At 75.8% G+C, this 15,951-nt stretch carries 13 protein-coding genes; 5 read left to right on the top strand and 8 right to left on the bottom strand.

Features of this window, described 5'->3' with window-relative positions; genetic code table 11:
* Positions 1-65: 65 nt before the first annotated feature.
* Positions 66-1,511, bottom strand: a complete 1,446-nt coding sequence (locus TPA0908_RS10670) for an alpha-amylase (protein ID WP_281937033.1) — start codon at positions 1,509-1,511, stop codon at positions 66-68.
* A 296-nt stretch (positions 1,512-1,807) separates the two neighbouring features.
* Between TPA0908_RS10670 and TPA0908_RS10665 the strand changes: the two genes are divergently transcribed.
* Genes TPA0908_RS10665 through TPA0908_RS10650 form a run of 4 tightly spaced genes read left to right on the top strand, consistent with a single transcriptional unit; the run spans position 1,808 to position 6,534 of the window.
* Complete coding sequence (locus tag TPA0908_RS10665) at positions 1,808-3,529, top strand: ferric reductase-like transmembrane domain-containing protein (RefSeq protein WP_281937031.1); 1,722 nt, start codon at positions 1,808-1,810, stop codon at positions 3,527-3,529.
* A complete protein-coding gene (locus TPA0908_RS10660) occupies positions 3,526-4,992 on the top strand; it encodes an NADH-quinone oxidoreductase subunit NuoF family protein (RefSeq protein ID WP_281937028.1) in 1,467 nt (488 codons plus the stop codon). Before TPA0908_RS10665 ends, TPA0908_RS10660 begins: the two co-directional genes overlap by 4 nt.
* A 22-nt stretch (positions 4,993-5,014) precedes the next feature.
* On the top strand, positions 5,015-5,614 hold the full coding sequence (locus TPA0908_RS10655; RefSeq protein WP_281937025.1) for a redoxin domain-containing protein: 600 nt from the start codon (positions 5,015-5,017) through the stop codon (positions 5,612-5,614).
* Positions 5,611-6,534, top strand: coding sequence for a cytochrome c biogenesis CcdA family protein (locus TPA0908_RS10650; protein WP_281937023.1), 924 nt, complete (start codon positions 5,611-5,613; stop codon positions 6,532-6,534). Before TPA0908_RS10655 ends, TPA0908_RS10650 begins: the two co-directional genes overlap by 4 nt.
* Here TPA0908_RS10650 and serS read toward each other — a convergent pair.
* The 5 genes from serS to TPA0908_RS10625 all read right to left on the bottom strand — a co-directional run bounded on the left by serS (position 6,518) and on the right by TPA0908_RS10625 (position 11,889).
* Positions 6,518-7,804: a serine--tRNA ligase gene (serS, locus tag TPA0908_RS10645; RefSeq protein WP_281937021.1), complete on the bottom strand. Its 1,287-nt coding sequence runs from the start codon at positions 7,802-7,804 to the stop codon at positions 6,518-6,520. The genes TPA0908_RS10650 and serS overlap by 17 nt on opposite strands.
* Positions 7,805-7,924: 120 nt before the next feature.
* Complete coding sequence (locus TPA0908_RS10640) at positions 7,925-9,016, bottom strand: DNA polymerase III subunit beta family protein (protein WP_281937019.1); 1,092 nt, start codon at positions 9,014-9,016, stop codon at positions 7,925-7,927.
* A gap of 88 nt (positions 9,017-9,104) precedes the next feature.
* Positions 9,105-10,280 carry a saccharopine dehydrogenase family protein gene (locus tag TPA0908_RS10635; protein WP_281937017.1) on the bottom strand — a complete coding sequence of 392 codons (1,176 nt, stop codon included), beginning with the start codon at positions 10,278-10,280 and terminating at the stop codon, positions 9,105-9,107.
* A 29-nt stretch (positions 10,281-10,309) separates the two neighbouring features.
* Positions 10,310-11,446, bottom strand: a complete 1,137-nt coding sequence (locus tag TPA0908_RS10630; protein WP_281937015.1) for an alcohol dehydrogenase catalytic domain-containing protein — start codon at positions 11,444-11,446, stop codon at positions 10,310-10,312.
* On the bottom strand, positions 11,443-11,889 hold the full coding sequence (locus TPA0908_RS10625; RefSeq protein WP_374709197.1) for a hypothetical protein: 447 nt from the start codon (positions 11,887-11,889) through the stop codon (positions 11,443-11,445). Before TPA0908_RS10625 ends, TPA0908_RS10630 begins: the two co-directional genes overlap by 4 nt.
* A 165-nt stretch (positions 11,890-12,054) precedes the next feature.
* Here TPA0908_RS10625 and TPA0908_RS10620 point away from each other — a divergent pair, with 165 nt between their 5' ends.
* Positions 12,055-14,835, top strand: coding sequence for a LuxR C-terminal-related transcriptional regulator (locus TPA0908_RS10620; RefSeq protein WP_281937013.1), 2,781 nt, complete (start codon positions 12,055-12,057; stop codon positions 14,833-14,835).
* 25 nt (positions 14,836-14,860) lie between these two features.
* Here the strand turns inward: TPA0908_RS10620 and TPA0908_RS10615 are convergent, their stop codons facing one another.
* Both TPA0908_RS10615 and TPA0908_RS10610 read right to left on the bottom strand, forming a co-directional pair.
* Entirely contained in the window at positions 14,861-15,412 is a 552-nt protein-coding gene (locus TPA0908_RS10615; protein WP_281937012.1) for a DsbA family protein, read from the bottom strand.
* Entirely contained in the window at positions 15,409-15,906 is a 498-nt protein-coding gene (locus TPA0908_RS10610) for a redoxin domain-containing protein (protein WP_281937011.1), read from the bottom strand. The genes TPA0908_RS10615 and TPA0908_RS10610 overlap by 4 nt, the downstream gene beginning before the upstream one ends.
* Positions 15,907-15,951: the final 45 nt, after the last annotated feature.

Here is a 15,951-nt window from a genome sequence, read left to right as displayed (position 1 = left end):
TAACCGAGACGAAGCCCCCGCGCCGGGAACTGCCGGCACGGGGGCTTCACGGGGTACGGGCGAGGTCAGCTCACCTTCGCTCCGACGTGGATGGCGATGGCGTCGTGCGCGTTGACGGTCGCGGCGAACCAACCCGACGAGTCCACGGTGAGCACCGGACCGCTGCACGACCCGTTGCTGAACGTGCCGTGGATGACGTCGCAGTAGCGGCCGGCGGGCAGCCCGGTGTAGTAGGACCGGCCGCCCACCGCGGAGTCCTCGTCGTTGATCGTCAGGTAGCCCTTGCCGGCCCGGCTGAACGCGATGTGCTGGTAGCCGTTGTCGTACCAGTTGGCGACCGCGGCGCCCTCGGTGGCGTTGCGGAAGCCGACCATGTTGGCGATGACCGGCCAGCGGTGCTCGCACTCCCAGCCCGAGTAGCAGGTGGTGTTGGTGATCTTGTTGCTGCCGTCCGAGGGCGGGGCCTGGTCCTTGTTGCTGAACGTGAAGCTCGACATCACCGCCGGGGTGCCGTACGGCCAGGCCAGCATGAACGCGTTGGCAAGCGCGTACTCGCCGCGGTCGCGGTAGGTGAGCACGCCGCCGTCGCGCTGGGTGTCGTGGTTGTCGGTGAAGACCACCGCCGAGCCGCCCGGCAGGTAGCCCCAGGACTCGCCGAAGTTCTTCAGGTACGCCAGCCGCTCGTTGTTGAACATCCGGGCCAGGTCCTTGCCGTACCGGAACTCGTGCACGTCGCCGTTGCCGGTGTACTCGGTCGGCTGGACCGGCTCACCCGCGCCGTAGATGACCTCCTGCACGAGGTACGCCGGCCGGGACAGCTTGGCCTTGATCGCGGCGATGTCGGCGGCCGGCATGTGCTTGCTGCCGTCCAGCCGGAACCCGTCCACGCCGAGCGAGAGCAGGTCGTTGAGGTACGTCGCGAGCCGGGTGCGGACGTAGTCCGACTCGGTCTTGAGGTCGGCCAGGTTGACCAGCTCGCAGTTCTGCACCTCGTACCGGTCGTTGTAGTTGGCGATGTCGTTGTTGCCGTTGCGACCGCAGTAGTGGAAGTCCTGCGCCGAGTAGGTGCCCGGGTAGTTGTAGTGGCCGTACGACGTGCCGGCCCAGCCGGTGCCGCCGTTCTCCTGGCCGGACATGTGGTTGACCACGGCGTCGACGATCACCTTGACGCCGGCGTTGTGACAGGTGTTCACCATGGACTGGAACTGGGCGCGGGTGCCCTTGCGGGACTCGATCCGGTAGCTGACCGGCTGGTAGGACACCCACCAGGGGCTGCTGTTGACGTGCTCCTGCGGCGGGGACACCTGGACGTAGCCGTAGCCCTTCGGGCCGAGCGTGCTGGTGCACTCGCTCGCCACCGACGTCCAGTTCCACTCGAAGAGCTGGACGATGACCTTCTTGCCGCCGGGCGTGGCGGCGGCGGCCGGGGGTGCCGCCACCGTGGTCGGGACGAGCAGGCTGGCGGCGAGGCCGAGGACGAGCGCCGCGGCGCGGCGTCGACGTCGTTGCATCAGGACTCCTACGGGACGGGGGATGTGGGGGAGTGGAGCCTGGGAGGGCTTCAGTGCCGGCTTCTTGCAGCTGGCACTGAAATTTTCCGCAAGGTTACGAGCATGTTGCAAGAAATGTCAACGCATGGGCATCCGTCGTTGTGTGGGGCGCTATAACGCGCGTCGGGCCCGGATGGTTCGAGGAACCGGTCGAGAAATTCGCCACCGGAGGTGATCCGTCCGAGCCGTCGCTCCGTACCTGAGGTGGGAGCAGGGTCGGCCGGTGGGGGCGCCGCCGCGAGACGATCGAGGAGCAGATGGCCCGGGCACAGCAGAACGAGAAGGCGACGACCGTCCGGACCACCACCAGCAGCCGTGGTGTCCGGACCGTGTCGAAGTCCGCGATGGTGGCACTCACCGCCTCCGCACTCGGCCTCGCGTGGGCGGGTGTGGAGCTGGCCGGCGCCGGCGGCGCCGTGTACGCGTACGGATTCTTCTTCACCGAGTTCTTCGCCGGGGTGGTCACCCTGGTCTCGCTCAGCCTCACCGTGATGCTGGGGCTGCTCGCCACCGACCGGCTGGTGCTGCTCATCCGGCACCGGGTGCTGCTCCAGTCCGCGCACCGCGCCACCGGCGTGCTCGGCGTGGTCGGGCTGGTCTTCCACGTCATCACCAAGATCGCGATCGGCCGGGCCGGACCGACCGACGCGGTGGTGCCGTTCCTCGGCGGCAGCGGCCTCTACGTCGGGCTGGGCACCGTCGCCGCGCTGCTCATGGTGGGCGTGCTCTGGACCGGGCTGATCCGGGTCCGGTTCGCCGGCGTCGGTCCCAAGTGGTTCTGGCGCGCGCTGCACTCGATGGCGTACGTGTCCTGGCCGTTCGCGCTGTTCCACGGCCTCAACGCCGGCCGGACCGCGAAGAGCTGGGTGGTGCTCAGCTACCTCGCCTGCGTGCTGCTCGTGGTGATGGCGCTGCTGGTGCGCCTCTCCGTCCATCTCGGCAAGCGCAGCCGCGAGCAGCACCAGGCCGCCGCCCTGAACAAGGCGATGGCCGGCAAGGGGGAGGAACGTACCGGCGTGTTCGCGGCGCTGGCCCGCAAGAAGACCGCGGACAAGGACGAGAGCGCCGCCGGCCGGGGTCGGGGCGGGCGCTGGGCCGAGACCACCGCCACCTGGACCGCGCCCGCCGGCACCGCCCGGCAGCGGGACCCCGAGCGGTTCGCCGTACCGGTGGTGCCGGAGCCCGGATCGCTGCGGGAGCCGGTCCGCGCCGCCGCCGCCCGGCGGCGCGCCGAGGAGCCGGCCGAGCCGGCGCGGCGCGCCCGCACGCAGGAGGTCCCGGCCGCCCGGCGGTCCACCCGGAGCCGGGACACCGAGCGGGTGAGCACCTCCACCCGGGTCCGCGACTCCGAAGGCGAACCGGTGCGCCGGAGCCGGGACGAGGAGATGGAGCCGGTCGCCGGCCGGCGCGAGGGGGAACGGTCCCGTCGGCGCCGCCGGGACACCGAGGAGCGGGTCAGCCGCCGGTCCCGGGTCGACGAGGAGGTCGCCGCCCAGTACTCCGCGCTTCCGGAGAACGGCGGCCGGCACTCCGCGCCGCCGGACACCGGGGGCCGGCACTCCGCGCCGCCGGACAGCGGCCGCTACGCCACCCCCGCCGAGGTGGCCCGCTACTCGGCCCCGCCGCGCCCGACCGACGAGGCCGAGGAGCCGTGGGACAGCCCGCGCCGCTGGGAGAACCGGCCGGTCTCCGGTGAGCCGATCTCCGGCACCCCGCTCTCGGCGGAGCCGCGCAGCGGGACCGGGCGACGCTACCGGGACGAGGAGGACGTGCCGGAGGAGCCCGACTACTGGCGTCCGCCGGCCCGTTACACCGCCGAGGACGACGCGTTCGTCGACGACACGCCCACGCTTGTCGACCTCGCGTCCCGCCGGGCGCTGCGGGCCACCAAGGACAGCCGCCCCAGCCGCCGGCGCAAGGCCGACGCGGACGCGGTCGACGGGGCGTACTGGGCCGGGTTGCGGGGCGAGGCCCGGTGAAGCGGACGGCTGTCCCCCCGGTCGCCTGCGTCGGAGAGCCCCGGCTCACCGCCGGGTTCGCCGAGTTCGGCCGGCTCGACCTGCTCGCCCACGAGGAGGTGCACGGCCCGATCGGCCCGATGGAGCCGGCCGCGCTGCTCCGGCTCGCCGAGGCGATCGACCTCAAGGGCAAGGGCGGGGCGGGCTTCCCGTTCGCCCGCAAGATGCGCGCCGTGCTGGAGTCCGCCGAACGGCAGGACCTCGCCACCGTCGTGGTGGTCAACGCCACCGAGGGCGAGCCGGCGAGCTGGAAGGACAAGGTGCTGCTCACCCGGGCCCCGCACCTCGTCCTGGACGGCGCCGCGCTCGCCGCGTTCGCGCTGGACGCCGAGGAGATCGTGATCGGGGTGGCCGACGACGACGTGGGCCGGCCCTCACTGACCGAGGCGTTGCAGGAACGGCGGATGCCGGTGCCGACCACCATCGTGACCGTGCCGCACCGGTTCATCTCCGGCGAGGGCGGCGCGCTCGTCAACGGCATCAACGGGCTGCCGCACATCCCACCCGGCACCAAGAAGCGGTCAAGCGACTCCGGCGTCAGCGGGCTGCCCACCCTGCTCTCCAACGCCGAGACGTACGCCCAGCTCGCGGTCGCCGCCCGGATCGGCCCGTACGAGTACGCGGCGCTCGGCACCGACGACGAGCCGGGCACCGTGCTGCTCACCGTCACCGGGTCGGCGAAGCGACCGGCCGTGGTGGAGTGCGCCGCCGGCACCCCGCTGCGCGAGATCCTCGACCTGTGCGAGGTGCCCCCCGGGCCGGGCATCCTGATGGGCGGCTACCACGGCAAGTGGATCACCGCCGAGGCGGCGGAGCGGGCCGAGGTCTCCCGCAAGGGGCTGGCCGCGATCGGCGGCACGCTCGGCGCCGGCATCATCGTGCCGCTCGGCACCGACACCTGCCCGCTCGGCGAGGCCGCCCAGGTGGTCCGCTACCTGGCCGGGGAGTCCGCCGGCCAGTGCGGCCCGTGCAAGATGGGCCTGCCCGACCTGGCCCGCTCCGTCGACCTCGCGGTCTCCGGCAGCGCGCCGATCGAGCTGGTCCGGGCCGCGGCCGGCGACGTGAAGGGACGCGGCGCGTGCAGCCACCCGGACGGCACCGCCCGGTTCGCGCTGTCCGCCATGGAGGTGTTCGCCGACGACCTGCGGCTGCACGCCACCGGGGAGGGCTGCGGCAAACGCGTCAAGGGCACCATGGGCCTGCCCGGCGCGCCCGACGGCAACCCGCAGAAACTCACCCTGGACTGGTCCCGCTGCGACGGGCACGGGCTCTGCGCGCACGTGGTGCCGGACTTCATCCGGCTCGACGGCAACGGCTACCCGGCCTTCCCGCCCACCCCGGTGCCGACCTGGCTGCGCGAGGGTGCGCTCAAGGCGGTCAAGGTCTGCCCCGAACTCGCGCTCCGGCTGGTCAAGGCCGAGTAGCCGTCCCGCCCAGGAGGCGCCGATGCCACCCCGTACCGCCCGCCGTCTCGGCGTCGCCGCCGTGCTGGCCGCCACGCTCGCCGGCACGGCCGCCTGCGCGGTCGGCCCCGAGCGGGCCACCCCGGCCGGCGCGGCGCCCGCCGGGTCCACCGCCGCCCCGACCACGTCCGCCCCGACCACGTCCACCGGTGCGCCGTCGACGCCGCCGGCCCGGGTGCCGCAGACCCTGGCGTTCACCGCGAAGACGCTCGACGGTACGGCGTTCTCCGCCGCCGCCCTCGCCGGGCGACCGGTCGTGCTGTGGTTCTGGGCGCCCTGGTGCGCCACCTGCGCCAGCCAGGCGTGGACGGTCGCCGAGATCGCCCCGACCTACCGGGACACCGTGCCGATCGTCGGCGTCGCCGGCCTCGGCCAGCAACGGGCCATGACGGACTTCGTCACCGAGTTCGACCTGGCCGGCACGCCGCAGCTCGACGACCGCGCCGGCACGCTGTGGCGCCGGTTCAAGGTGACCGAGCAGAGCACGTTCGTCATCGTCGACCGGGACGGCACGGTGGTCCACCAGGGCTTCCTCGACGGCGAGGCACTGACCCGGCGGGTCGAGACGCTGGCCCGGGGATGACCGGCGCGCTGCTGCTCGCGCTGACCGCCGGCATGCTCGGCGCGGTCAACCCGTGCGGCTTCGCGATGCTGCCCGCGTACCTGTCGGTGCTGGTGGCCGGCCCCGGCGACGGGCGCGGCGCGGTCGGTCGCGCGCTCACCGCGACGGCCGGGCTGACGCTCGGGTACGCGGCCGTCTTCGGTGCGTTCGGGCTGGCCGTGGCGCCGGCGGCGGACTGGCTGCGCCCCCGGCTGCCCTGGCTGACCGTGACGCTCGGCGTGCTGCTGGCGCTGGCCGGCCTGTGGCTGCTCGCCGGCCGGCGGCTGCCCACACCCGGCCCGTGGCGCACCGCGCCCCGGCTCATCCGCACCTGGCCGTCCATGGCGCTGTTCGGCGCGGCGTACGCGCTCACGTCGTTGACCTGCGCGATCGCGCCGTTCCTGGCGATCGTGGTGACCAGCCTGCGGGCCGGTTCGCCGCTGCGCGGGCTGGCGCTGTTCGGCGCGTACGCGCTCGGAATGGCGTTGGTGGTCGGCGTGGCCGCGCTCGCCGTGGCGCTGCTGCGCGGGCGGGTGGTGGCCGGGCTGCGCGGCGCCGGCGCGTGGGTGTCCCGGCTGAGCGGCCTGGTGCTGCTGGTCGCCGGCGGCTACGTCGCCTGGTACGGCTGGTACGAGGTGCGGCTGGCCCTGGGCCGCCACGACGCGTTCGGCGACCCGGTGGTACGCGCTGCCGCCGCCGTCCAGCAGGCGCTGGTGAGCGCGTTGAACACCGCCGGCCCCGCCCCCCTGGCGGCCCTCTCCCTCACCCTGCTCGCGCTCGGGTTGCTGGTAAGGCGGGGCCCCCTGTTAACGCCTCCGGTAGAGGCGGGGGCCCCGCTTGACAGCGAGACCCCCGCGAGCGGCGCGACCCCCGCGCGGAAGGCCGTCAGCGAGTCGGGGTGAGGCGGTCGGTGCCGAGCTTGTCGCGCAGCACCTCGGGGACCACCACCGAGCCGTCGGGCTGCTGGCACTGCTCCAGGATGGCCGGGAACAGCCGGCTGGTGGCCAGCGCCGAGCCGTTGAGCGTGTGCACGAAGCGGGTCTGCTTGCCGCCCGGCTCCCGGTAGCGGATGGCCGCGCGGCGGGCCTGGTAGTCGCCCGCCCAGGAGACCGACGACACCTCCTTGTACTTCCCGGTGCTCGGCATCCACACCTCGATGTCGAGCGTCTTCTTCATCGAGGCGCTGGCGTCGCCGGCGGCGAGCAGGCTGGTCTGGAAGTGCAGGCCGAGCTGCTCGACCAGCCCCTCGACGTGACCCACCATCGCCTGGAGCGCGGCGTCGGCCTGCTCCGGCAGCGTGAACTGGAAGATCTCCACCTTGTTGAACTGGTGGCCGCGCACCGTGCCGCGCTCGTCGGAGTGCGAGCCGGCCGCCTCGCGCCGGTAGCACGGCGTGTAGGCGAACGCCTTCAGCGGCAGCTTCGGCGTCTCCAGGATCTCGTCCTGGTAGGCGCCGAGGATCGCCGTCTCCGCGGTGGGCAGCAGGAACTGGCCGCGCGGGGCGGACTGCTTGTCCATGCGGTAGACGTCGTCGTAGAACTTCGGGAACTGCCCGGACGCGAAGCCGGCGGTGTCCAGCAGCAGGTGCGGCGGCAGCAGGAACTCGTAGCCGGCCTCGATGTTGCGCTCGATCAGCCAGTTGACAAGCGCCCACTCCAACCGGGCGCCCACGCCGGTGTACATCCAGAAGCCGGAGCCGCCCAGCTTCACGCCCCGCTCGTGGTCGACCAGACCCAGCGCGCGGCTCAGCTCCACGTGGTCGCGGACCTGCTCGATGGCCGGCGCCTCGCCGAACGTCCGCACCACCCGGTTGGCCTCCTTGCCACCGGCGACCACGTCGTCGGCGGGCAGGTTGGGCAGCTCGCTCATCGCCGAGCGCAGCCGGGACTGCACGTCGTCGAGCTGGGACTCCAGCTCCGCGAGCTGCTTGCGCTCGGCCTCCGGCGCGGCGGGCTGCGGCGTGGCGCCGGAGCGCTTCGCCTCCGCGTACGCGCGCGCCTCGGCCTTGCGGCGCTGCCGCTCGGCATCGATCTCCGTGATCAGGGCGCGCCGCTCCTGGTCGAGTCGCTGGATGTCGTCCAGCGCCCGGGTGACCTCGGCGGGATCCAGACGCTTCGCCAGCGCGGTCGCCACCGCCTCGCGATCCTTCCGGATCAACTCCATGTCGAGCATGCTGCTCGTACGCCTTTCGTCCGGGCCGTCAGGTGGAACCCACAGATGCTACCGTCGCGGCCCCGCCGGCCCGGCCCGGGCTCTCCCGCCCGGACCGGCCCGCCGTGCGCGACGAAGCGGTCAGAGGCGCACCGGCATGAGGACCGAGAACGCGTGCGCGTCGTCCGCCCGGCGCACCGCCAGCGGGGTGATCGGGCCGTCCAGCTCCAGCACGAGCTGGCTGCCGCCGGCGTCCAGCGCGTCGAGCAGGTACTCCCGGTTCAACCCGACCCGCAGCCCACCGTCCGGGTCCCCGACGGCAGCCGGGTCGACCAGCCGCAGCTCGCCCCCCTGGTCCAGGCCGAGCGCGACCACCGGGTGCGCGACGCCCTCGTGCGTCTGGTGGCACACCCGCACGTCGTCGGCGGTGAGCGCCGCGCGCAGCGCCGCGCCGTCCACCGGGATCCGGTACGCGGGCGCGACCCCGAGCCGCGCGCCCAGCAGCCGGCGGTGGTCCGGGAAGTCGTACGGCAGCGGGGCGGTGGTCAGCGTGCGCCCGGCCACCGTGACCGTGACCCGGTCCGCGGCGACGACCACCTCCGCGCCCGCCCCGTCGCCGTCGAGCAGCGCGCGCAGCTCGTCGACCGCCGCCACCGGCACCAGCGCGCGCACCGGCGGGCCGTCGACGGTGGCGTCGACCCGGGCCACCGCCAGCCGGTGCCGGTCGGTGGCGACCAGGTGTACGCCGGCCGCCTCGACCTCCAGCAGCACGCCGGACAGGACCGGCAGGTCCGGGTCGGTGCCGACGGCGAAGCGTACGGCGTCCACGGCGGCGGCGAGGTCGGTGCGGGACAGCACGAGTCGGGTGGTCACGGTGGTCTCCTCCGGGTCGATCAGGCTACGGATCCGGGAGAGTTCGCGACGCGCGTCGGCGAGGCCGTCCTCCAGCCGGCGCAGGTGCGCGTCCAGCAGGCGGTGCACCTCGGCCGGGTGACGCCGGTGCCGCAGCGCCTCGGCGATGCCGGCCAGCGGCATGCCCACCCGGCGCAGGCCGGCGACCAGGCGGGCCGGGCCCACCTGGTCGTCGGCGTACCAGCGGTAGCCGGTCACCGGGTCCACCCGGGCCGGCGTCAGCACGCCGGTGCGGTCGTAGAACCGCAACGCGCTGACCGTCAACCCGCTGGCCCGGGCCAGCTCACCGATGCTGCGAAGCTCGCTCTCCACGGCCGCCATCCTGTGCCCTGCACCAGGTCGAGGGTCAACGTCCGAGTGTTAAGCGGGGGCCCCGCCTCTACCGAAAGCGTTAAGAAGGGGCCCCGCCTTACGCCTTCAGCGTGCGGAACGTGATGCCGGCGCGGATCAGGCGGTCCAGCAGCGCGTCGCCCATCGCGGCGACCGGGGTGAGCTGGCCGGCGGTCTCCGGCAGCTCGTCGAAGGCCAGGCAGAGCGCCGACTCGGCGAGCATCTTGGCGGTCTCGTCGTAGCCGGGGTCGCCGCCGGCCACCTCGGTCACCACCCGCCGGCCGCCACCGGCGCCCACGAACCGCACCCGGAACCAGGACTTCGCCCGCTGCGCGGCACTCGGCCCCTGACCGGAGGCGAGCCGGCCGAGCAGCCAGCGCCGGGTCGGCGGCACCTTCACCAGCCCGACCACGCCGGCCAGGCCCACGCCGGCGACCAGCACGGTGGGCAGCCGCTTCAGCGCGGCGAAGTGCCGGTACCGGAAGTCCGGGCCGTACTCGGGGCGGGCCGCCGCCGACCGGCGCACGATCTGCGGGTCGATGGTGGGCAGCGGCACCGCCCACTGGCCGAACTCGCGGACCCGCCCGACCCGGCCGGGCACCGCCCGCACCCGCCGCCCGTCCGGCCGGGGCTCGACCGCCCGCCGGGCCTTCGCCGCCCGGCTCGTCTCACCGGTGCGGGAGAACGCGGTCAGCGCCGAGTGGTACGTCCCGGCGGAGAACCGGCCGCCGGCCCGCACGTAGCCGTCCACCGTGACCGGCCCGTCCGTGGGGAGCTGCTTGACGGTGTACCAGACGCCGAGGTCGTGCGGGATCGAGTCGAAGCCGCACGCGTGCACCAGACGTGCCCCGGTGCGCACCGCCTCGGCGTGGTGCCGCACGTACATCAGGTCGACGAACTCCGGCTCGCCGGTGATGTCCAGGTAGTCGGTGCCGGCGGCGGCGCACGCGGCCACCAGCGGCTCGCCGTGGTGCACGTACGGGCCGACGGTGGAGGCGACCACCCGGGCGCTGTCCGCCACGGCCCGCAGCGACGCCGCGTCGGTGACGTCGGCGGTGAGCAGGGGCAGCTCGGCCAGGCCGGGATCGATGGCGGCCAGCCGGTCGCGGACGGCCGCCAGCTTGGCCGGGTTGCGGCCGGCGAGCGCCCAGCGCAGCCGGTCCGGCGCGTGCCGGGCCAGGTACTCGGCGGTGAGGCCGCCGGTGAAGCCGGTGGCGCCGAACAGGACGAGGTCGTACGCGCGGTCTGCGGGCATCCGCCGAGTGTGCCACCCGCCGGCCGGACTCACGGCGTGAAGACCGCCCGGACGCAGCCGTCCGCCCGGTCCCGGAACAACGCGTACCCCTCGGCGGCCCGGTCCAGCGGCAGCCGGTGGGTGGCGAGGTGCTCGGTGACCAGCTCGTCCCGGGCCATCCGGTCCAGCAGCGCCGGGATGGCGTCCGGGCCGACCCGGGCGCCGCCGCGTACCGCCAGCCCCTTCTCGGTGACCGCGCCGAGCGGGAACCGGTCCACGAACGTCGCCCCGCCGGCGAGCACCACCACCGTGCCGCCCTTGCGGCAGGCGTGCACCGCCTCGCGCAGCGCCACCCCGGCGTCCGGTCCGGCGGCCGGCCAGCGGATCGGACCGGTCGGCGGGCCGGCCGCGTCCACGCACACGTCCGGCCCCCGGCCGCCGCTGCGTTCCCGCAGCTCGGCGAGGACGTCGACGGACCGGTGGTCGAGTGGCTCGGCGCCGGCGTGCCGGGCCGCCATCCGCAGCCGGTCGGCGTGCTCGTCCACCACGATCACCCGGGCCGCGCCGCGCGCCACGGCCGCCGCCGCGGTGAGCTGTCCCACCGCGCCCGCGCCCCAGACCGCCACCACGTCTCCGGGGGCGACACCGGCCAGCTCGACGCCGTGCCAGCCGGCCGGCGCGGCGTCCGCGGCGAAGACCGCCCGGTCGTCGTCGACCCCGTCCGGTACGGCGAACGCGCCCACGTCGGCGTAGGGCACCCGGACGAACTCGGCGTGGCCGCCGGCGAAACCACCGAGGCGGGCCGGCCGGCCGTAGCACCCGGCGGCGGGCGCTCCCCAATCCGGCTCGGTGGCCGCGTCGCTGGTCCCGTTGTCGCAGCAGGCCAGCAGCCCCTGCCGGCAGAACCAGCAGGCCCCGCAGGCGATCGCCGCGCCGACCACCACCCGGTCCGCGACCCGGTGCCGGCGTACCTCCGGACCGACCTCGACCACCTCGCCGACGAACTCGTGCCCGAGCACCTCACCGGTGGCCGCCTCGGGCACCCGGCCGGCCAGCAGTGGCAGGTCTCCGCCGCAGGTGGCGCTGCGTCGCACCCGGACGATCATGTCCTGGGCGTTGCGCAGCTCCGGGTCGGGGACCTGGCGCACGGCGAGCGCGTCCGTGCCCTCCCAGCACAGGGCCCTCACCCGGTCGCCTCCGATCCGGGTCGGCGGGTCCGCCGCGCCGCCGGGCGGTCCAGCGGCGAGCGGTCCGCCCGCAGCACCTCACCGGTCTCCAGGAGCTGCCGGGTCTGCCGCAGCACCTGCCGCAGGTACCGGCCGGGGTCGTCGCCGACCAGGTGCGCGGCGAACCCGGCCAGCGCCGGTGTCCCGCCCAGCGGGCGTACCGCCAGCTCGGTGCCGCGCCCGCCGGGCGCCGGGCGGGCCCAGACCTCCACCGCGCCGTCGAGCCGGCGCAGCGGCTCGGGCCACCGCCCGCCCGGCAGCACCTGTTCGGGCCGCCCGGAGACGGTCACCACCTGCCAGCGCGCGGGCCGGGCCCCGGTTGCGGCCCGCCGTCGGTGGACCAGTGCCAGTGCGCCGGCCGCCAGGGCGCGTACGCCGACGGCCAGCCGTCCGGTCCGGGTCACAGGCCCTCCCCGAGGTCGCGGGTCACCCGGGCGGCCGGCGGTGCGCGGCCGGCCGTCCGCGTGTCCCCAGCGTGGCGGCGGTCCGGGTGACGCGGGTTCGCCCGGAAGGGGTGAACCGGCGCGGTCCGGGTAACCGCCCCCCGCACCGACGGGGGGGAGGGACGCATGCCGGAGCAGGTCGACCGGGTCCGCTTCGCCGCCGCGCCGACCGACGCGGACGCGCCGACGGCCGTCGGGACGCCGGAACCGCTCACCGCCGACGCCGGTCCGCCGCAGCGGCCGGGGCCGCCGTTGCTGGCGTCCCGGCTGGCGCCGCCCGCGTCGCCCGAGCCGCTGCTGCGGCGTCCCCGGCTGCTGGACCGGCTGGAGCGGGGCGTGGCGGGACCTGTCACGTTGCTTCTCGCCCCGGCCGGGTGGGGCAAGACGACGCTGCTGTCCGGTTGGGCGCGGGCGGAACGGGCGGGTCCGGCGCCGGTCTGGGTCTCCGTGGCGGAGGGCGACACCACCGAGCGGCTGTGGACGTACCTGGCCGCGGCGCTGCGCACCGCCGTCGCCGGTGACCCGGGGGCGGACCCGCCGGTCCCGGTGGACCCGCCCCGGCCGGCGCAGCTCGAAGCGCTCGCCGCCGCGCTGGCCGCCCGAGAGCACCCGGTGCTGCTGGTCCTGGACGACCTGCACCGGGTGACCGACGCGCAGGCGTTGGCCGGGCTGGAGTTCCTGCTCCGGCACGGCGACGGGCGGCTCCGGCTGGTGGCCGGCGCGCGCCGGGAACCGCCGCTGGCCCTGCACCGGTGGCGGTTGGCCGGTGAGCTGACCGTGCTCGGCCCGGACGAGCTGGCGTTCACCGCCGACGAGGTGGCCGACCTGCTGGTCGCGTACGGCGTGCCGGTGCCGGCCGAGGCGGTGCCCCGGCTCGCCGAGCGGACCGCCGGCTGGCCGGCCGGGCTGCGCCTGGCCACCCTGGCGTTGGGCGCCGACCCGGCGCGGGCCGTGGCGCACGTCGCCGGCGACCAGCCGGACATCGCCGCGTACCTGCGGGACGAGGTGCTCGCGCCGCTGGACCCGGCGGTGTGTGACGTCCTGCGCCGGAGCGCGGTGGCGGTCGCGGTCCGCGCCGACCTGGCCGCCGCGGTGACCGGGCGGGCCGACGCCGGGCGCCTGCTGGCCGAGGCGGCCCGGGAGGGCGGCTTCGTCCAGCAGGACGGGGGCAGCCCGCCCTGGTACCGGCCGCACCCGCTGCTGGCCGACCTGCTCCGCGACGAGTTGGCCCGGCTGCCCGTCGGCGAGCTGGGCGAACTGCACCGGCGGGCGGCCGGCTGGTTCGCCGCGCACGACCGGCCGGCGGAGGCGCTGCGGCACGCGCTGGTGGCCGGCGAGTGGGCGGACGCCACCGAGCTGCTGGTCACCCGCTGGCCGGAACTGGCCCCGGACGAGCCGGCCCGGCCCGTCCCGCCGGCGCCGCCCGAGCCTCCGGCCGAGGCGGTACGCCGGGACCCGGAGCTGGCGTTGGCCGCGGCGGCCGAACGGGCGTACGCCGGGGATCCGGCCGCCGCCGAAGCGCTGCTGCGGCGCGCGGTCGGGCACGCGACGGACCTGCCGGCACCGCGCCGCGACCGGTTCCGCCGGTTGGCCACCGCGGTCGAGCTGAGCCTGGCCCGGCTCGCCGGGGACCACGCGGAGGTACGCCGCGCCGCCGACCGGCTGCTCGCCACCGCCCCGCACGACGACCCCACCGGCCCGGACGTCGCCGACGCCGGCGCCGATCCCGGTGCCCGAGCCGTCGACGCCGACGACGTGCGGGCGGTGGCCGGGGCCGCGCACGGGCTGGTCGCGCTCGCCGAGGGGGACCTGCGGGAGGCGGGCGGACAATTCTCCGCGGCGCTCGTCGCGGCGCGTCGGGCCGGCCGGTCCCGCGTCGAGCTGCTCTGCGCCAGCCGGTCGGCGCTGCTGGAGGCGGCCCGGGGCGCGCTGCGTACCGCCGAGGAGCGCGCCCGGGCGGCCCTGTCGATGCCGCCCTGCCAGGGTTGGTCGTCGCGGCGGGACTGCGGCTACGCGTACCTGGCGTTGGCGTTGGTGGCCTGGCACCGGGACCGGCCGGCGGAGGCGGCGGCGCAGCTCGCGCTCGCCGGTCCGGCCGGCGCGGAGCCGGGCGGGGCGGCGCTGGCGGCGCTCTGCCGGGCCGGGCTGCTGGCCGACGGCGGGGAACCGGCCGCCGGGCTGCACACGCTCGCCGCGGCCCGGTCGGTCGCGCCGGGGCCCGAGCTGGGCGCGTGGTTGACCGCCGGCGAGGCCCAGCTCCGCGCCGCGGTGGGCGACCCGGGCGGGGCCCGCGCGCTGCTGGACGCGGCCGGTGACGATCCCACCGATCCGGCGCTCGCCCTGGTCTCGGCCCGGCTGTGGCTGCGGGCCGGCGACGCCCGGGCGGCCGAGCGGGCGCTGCCGGACTGGACCGGGCCGGGCGCGGAGGGCTGGCCGCTGCCGGTCCGGCTGGGCGCGGGGCTGCTGGAGGCGGCGCTGGCCGGGGCGGCCGGCGACGGTCGGCGGGCCGGGCGGCTGCTGGAGGAGACGCTGGCGTTGGCCGAGCCGGACGGCTGCCGGCGCGTGTTCACCCGGGCCGAGCCGGGGGTACGCGACCTGCTCGCCGCCCACCTGGACTCCGGCACCGCGTACTGGGCGACCGTCAGCGACCTGGTCCGGGGCGTCGACGCGTCCGGGGCCGACGGGGCACCGGACGGGCCGGCGCGGGCGTTGGACGAGCCGCTCACCGAACGGGAGCTGACCATCCTGCGGTATCTCCAGAGCATCCTGACCAATGTGGAGATCGCCGCCGAGCTGTCGCTCTCGGTCAACACGGTGAAGACGCACGTGCGCAACGTCTACCGCAAACTCGACGCGACCCGCCGGCGGGAGGCGGTCCGGCGGGCGCGCGAGCTGCGGCTGATCTGACCGGTCGCGGGCGGGCCCGGCCCGGTCAGGCAGGCGCGACGGCATCCACCACGGCCAGCAGCTCGGCCAGGTCGTAGCCGCCGTCGTGGCGGATGTCGTTGACGAAGAGCGTCGGCGTGCCGTTGACGCCGCTGCGGATGCCGCCCACGAAGTCCTGCCGGACCCGGTCGGCGTACGCCTGCCGCCCCACCTCCGCGTCGATCTCGTCGGGTGAGAGCCCGACCTGCTCGACGCCGAGCGACAGGTGCACCGGGTCGAGCTGGTCCTGGTGCTCGTAGAGCCAGTCGTGCAGCTCCCAGAACCGGCCCCGCGCGCCGGCCGCCTCGGCGGTCTCCGCCGCGTGCTCCGCGTACGGGTGGACGTTGGTGATGGGGAAGTGGCGGTACACCAACCGCACCACGTCGGCCCGCTGGCGCAGCACCTCGGCCAGGTTCGGGTATGCGGCGCCGCAGAACCGGCACTGGAAGTCGCCGTACTCGACGACGGTGACCGGGGCGTCGGCCGGACCACGGACATGGTCCCGGTCGCTGACCGGGACCCGCAGCCGGGCGGTGGTGACCTGCAACGGGGTGGTCATCGCGTGCTCACCCGCCGATCGGTGCCGAGCTGCTCCAGGGCGTCGAGGATGCCGTCCACCCCCGGGTTCACCTCGGGCGGGGAGAGGTGGCTCCAGGCCACCCGGCCGTCCGGGTCGATCACCACGAGCGCCCGGTCCGACTGCCCGCGCGGGGCGTACGCGCCGTAGCGGCGGGACACCTCGCCCTTCGGTTCGAAGTCGGCGAGCAGCGGGAACCGGATGCCCCGGCTCTGCGCGAACGCCCGGTGCGAGTCGACGCTGTCCACCGAGATGCCCAGCAGCACCGCGTCGTACCGTTCCAGCTCGGGCAGCGCCGCCTGGTAGAGCGCCATCTGGTCGCCGCACACCGGCGTCCAGTCGGCCGGGTAGAAGGCCAGCACGACCGGCCGGCCACGGAACTGCCCGGGGCCCACCTCCCGCGCGTCGGGCGACGCCGGCAGCGTGAACCCGGGCGCGGTCTGCCCGGGCGTGATCAGCCCGTTCGGATCACTCATACCGTCCACCCTGCCGGGCGTCCGGGTGAGCCGGGCTCACCCGGG

Source organism: Micromonospora sp. AKA38 (assembly GCF_027925725.1).
In the GTDB taxonomy this organism is placed as follows: domain Bacteria; phylum Actinomycetota; class Actinomycetes; order Mycobacteriales; family Micromonosporaceae; genus Micromonospora.
This window is presented reverse-complemented; position numbering and strand designations above follow the sequence as displayed.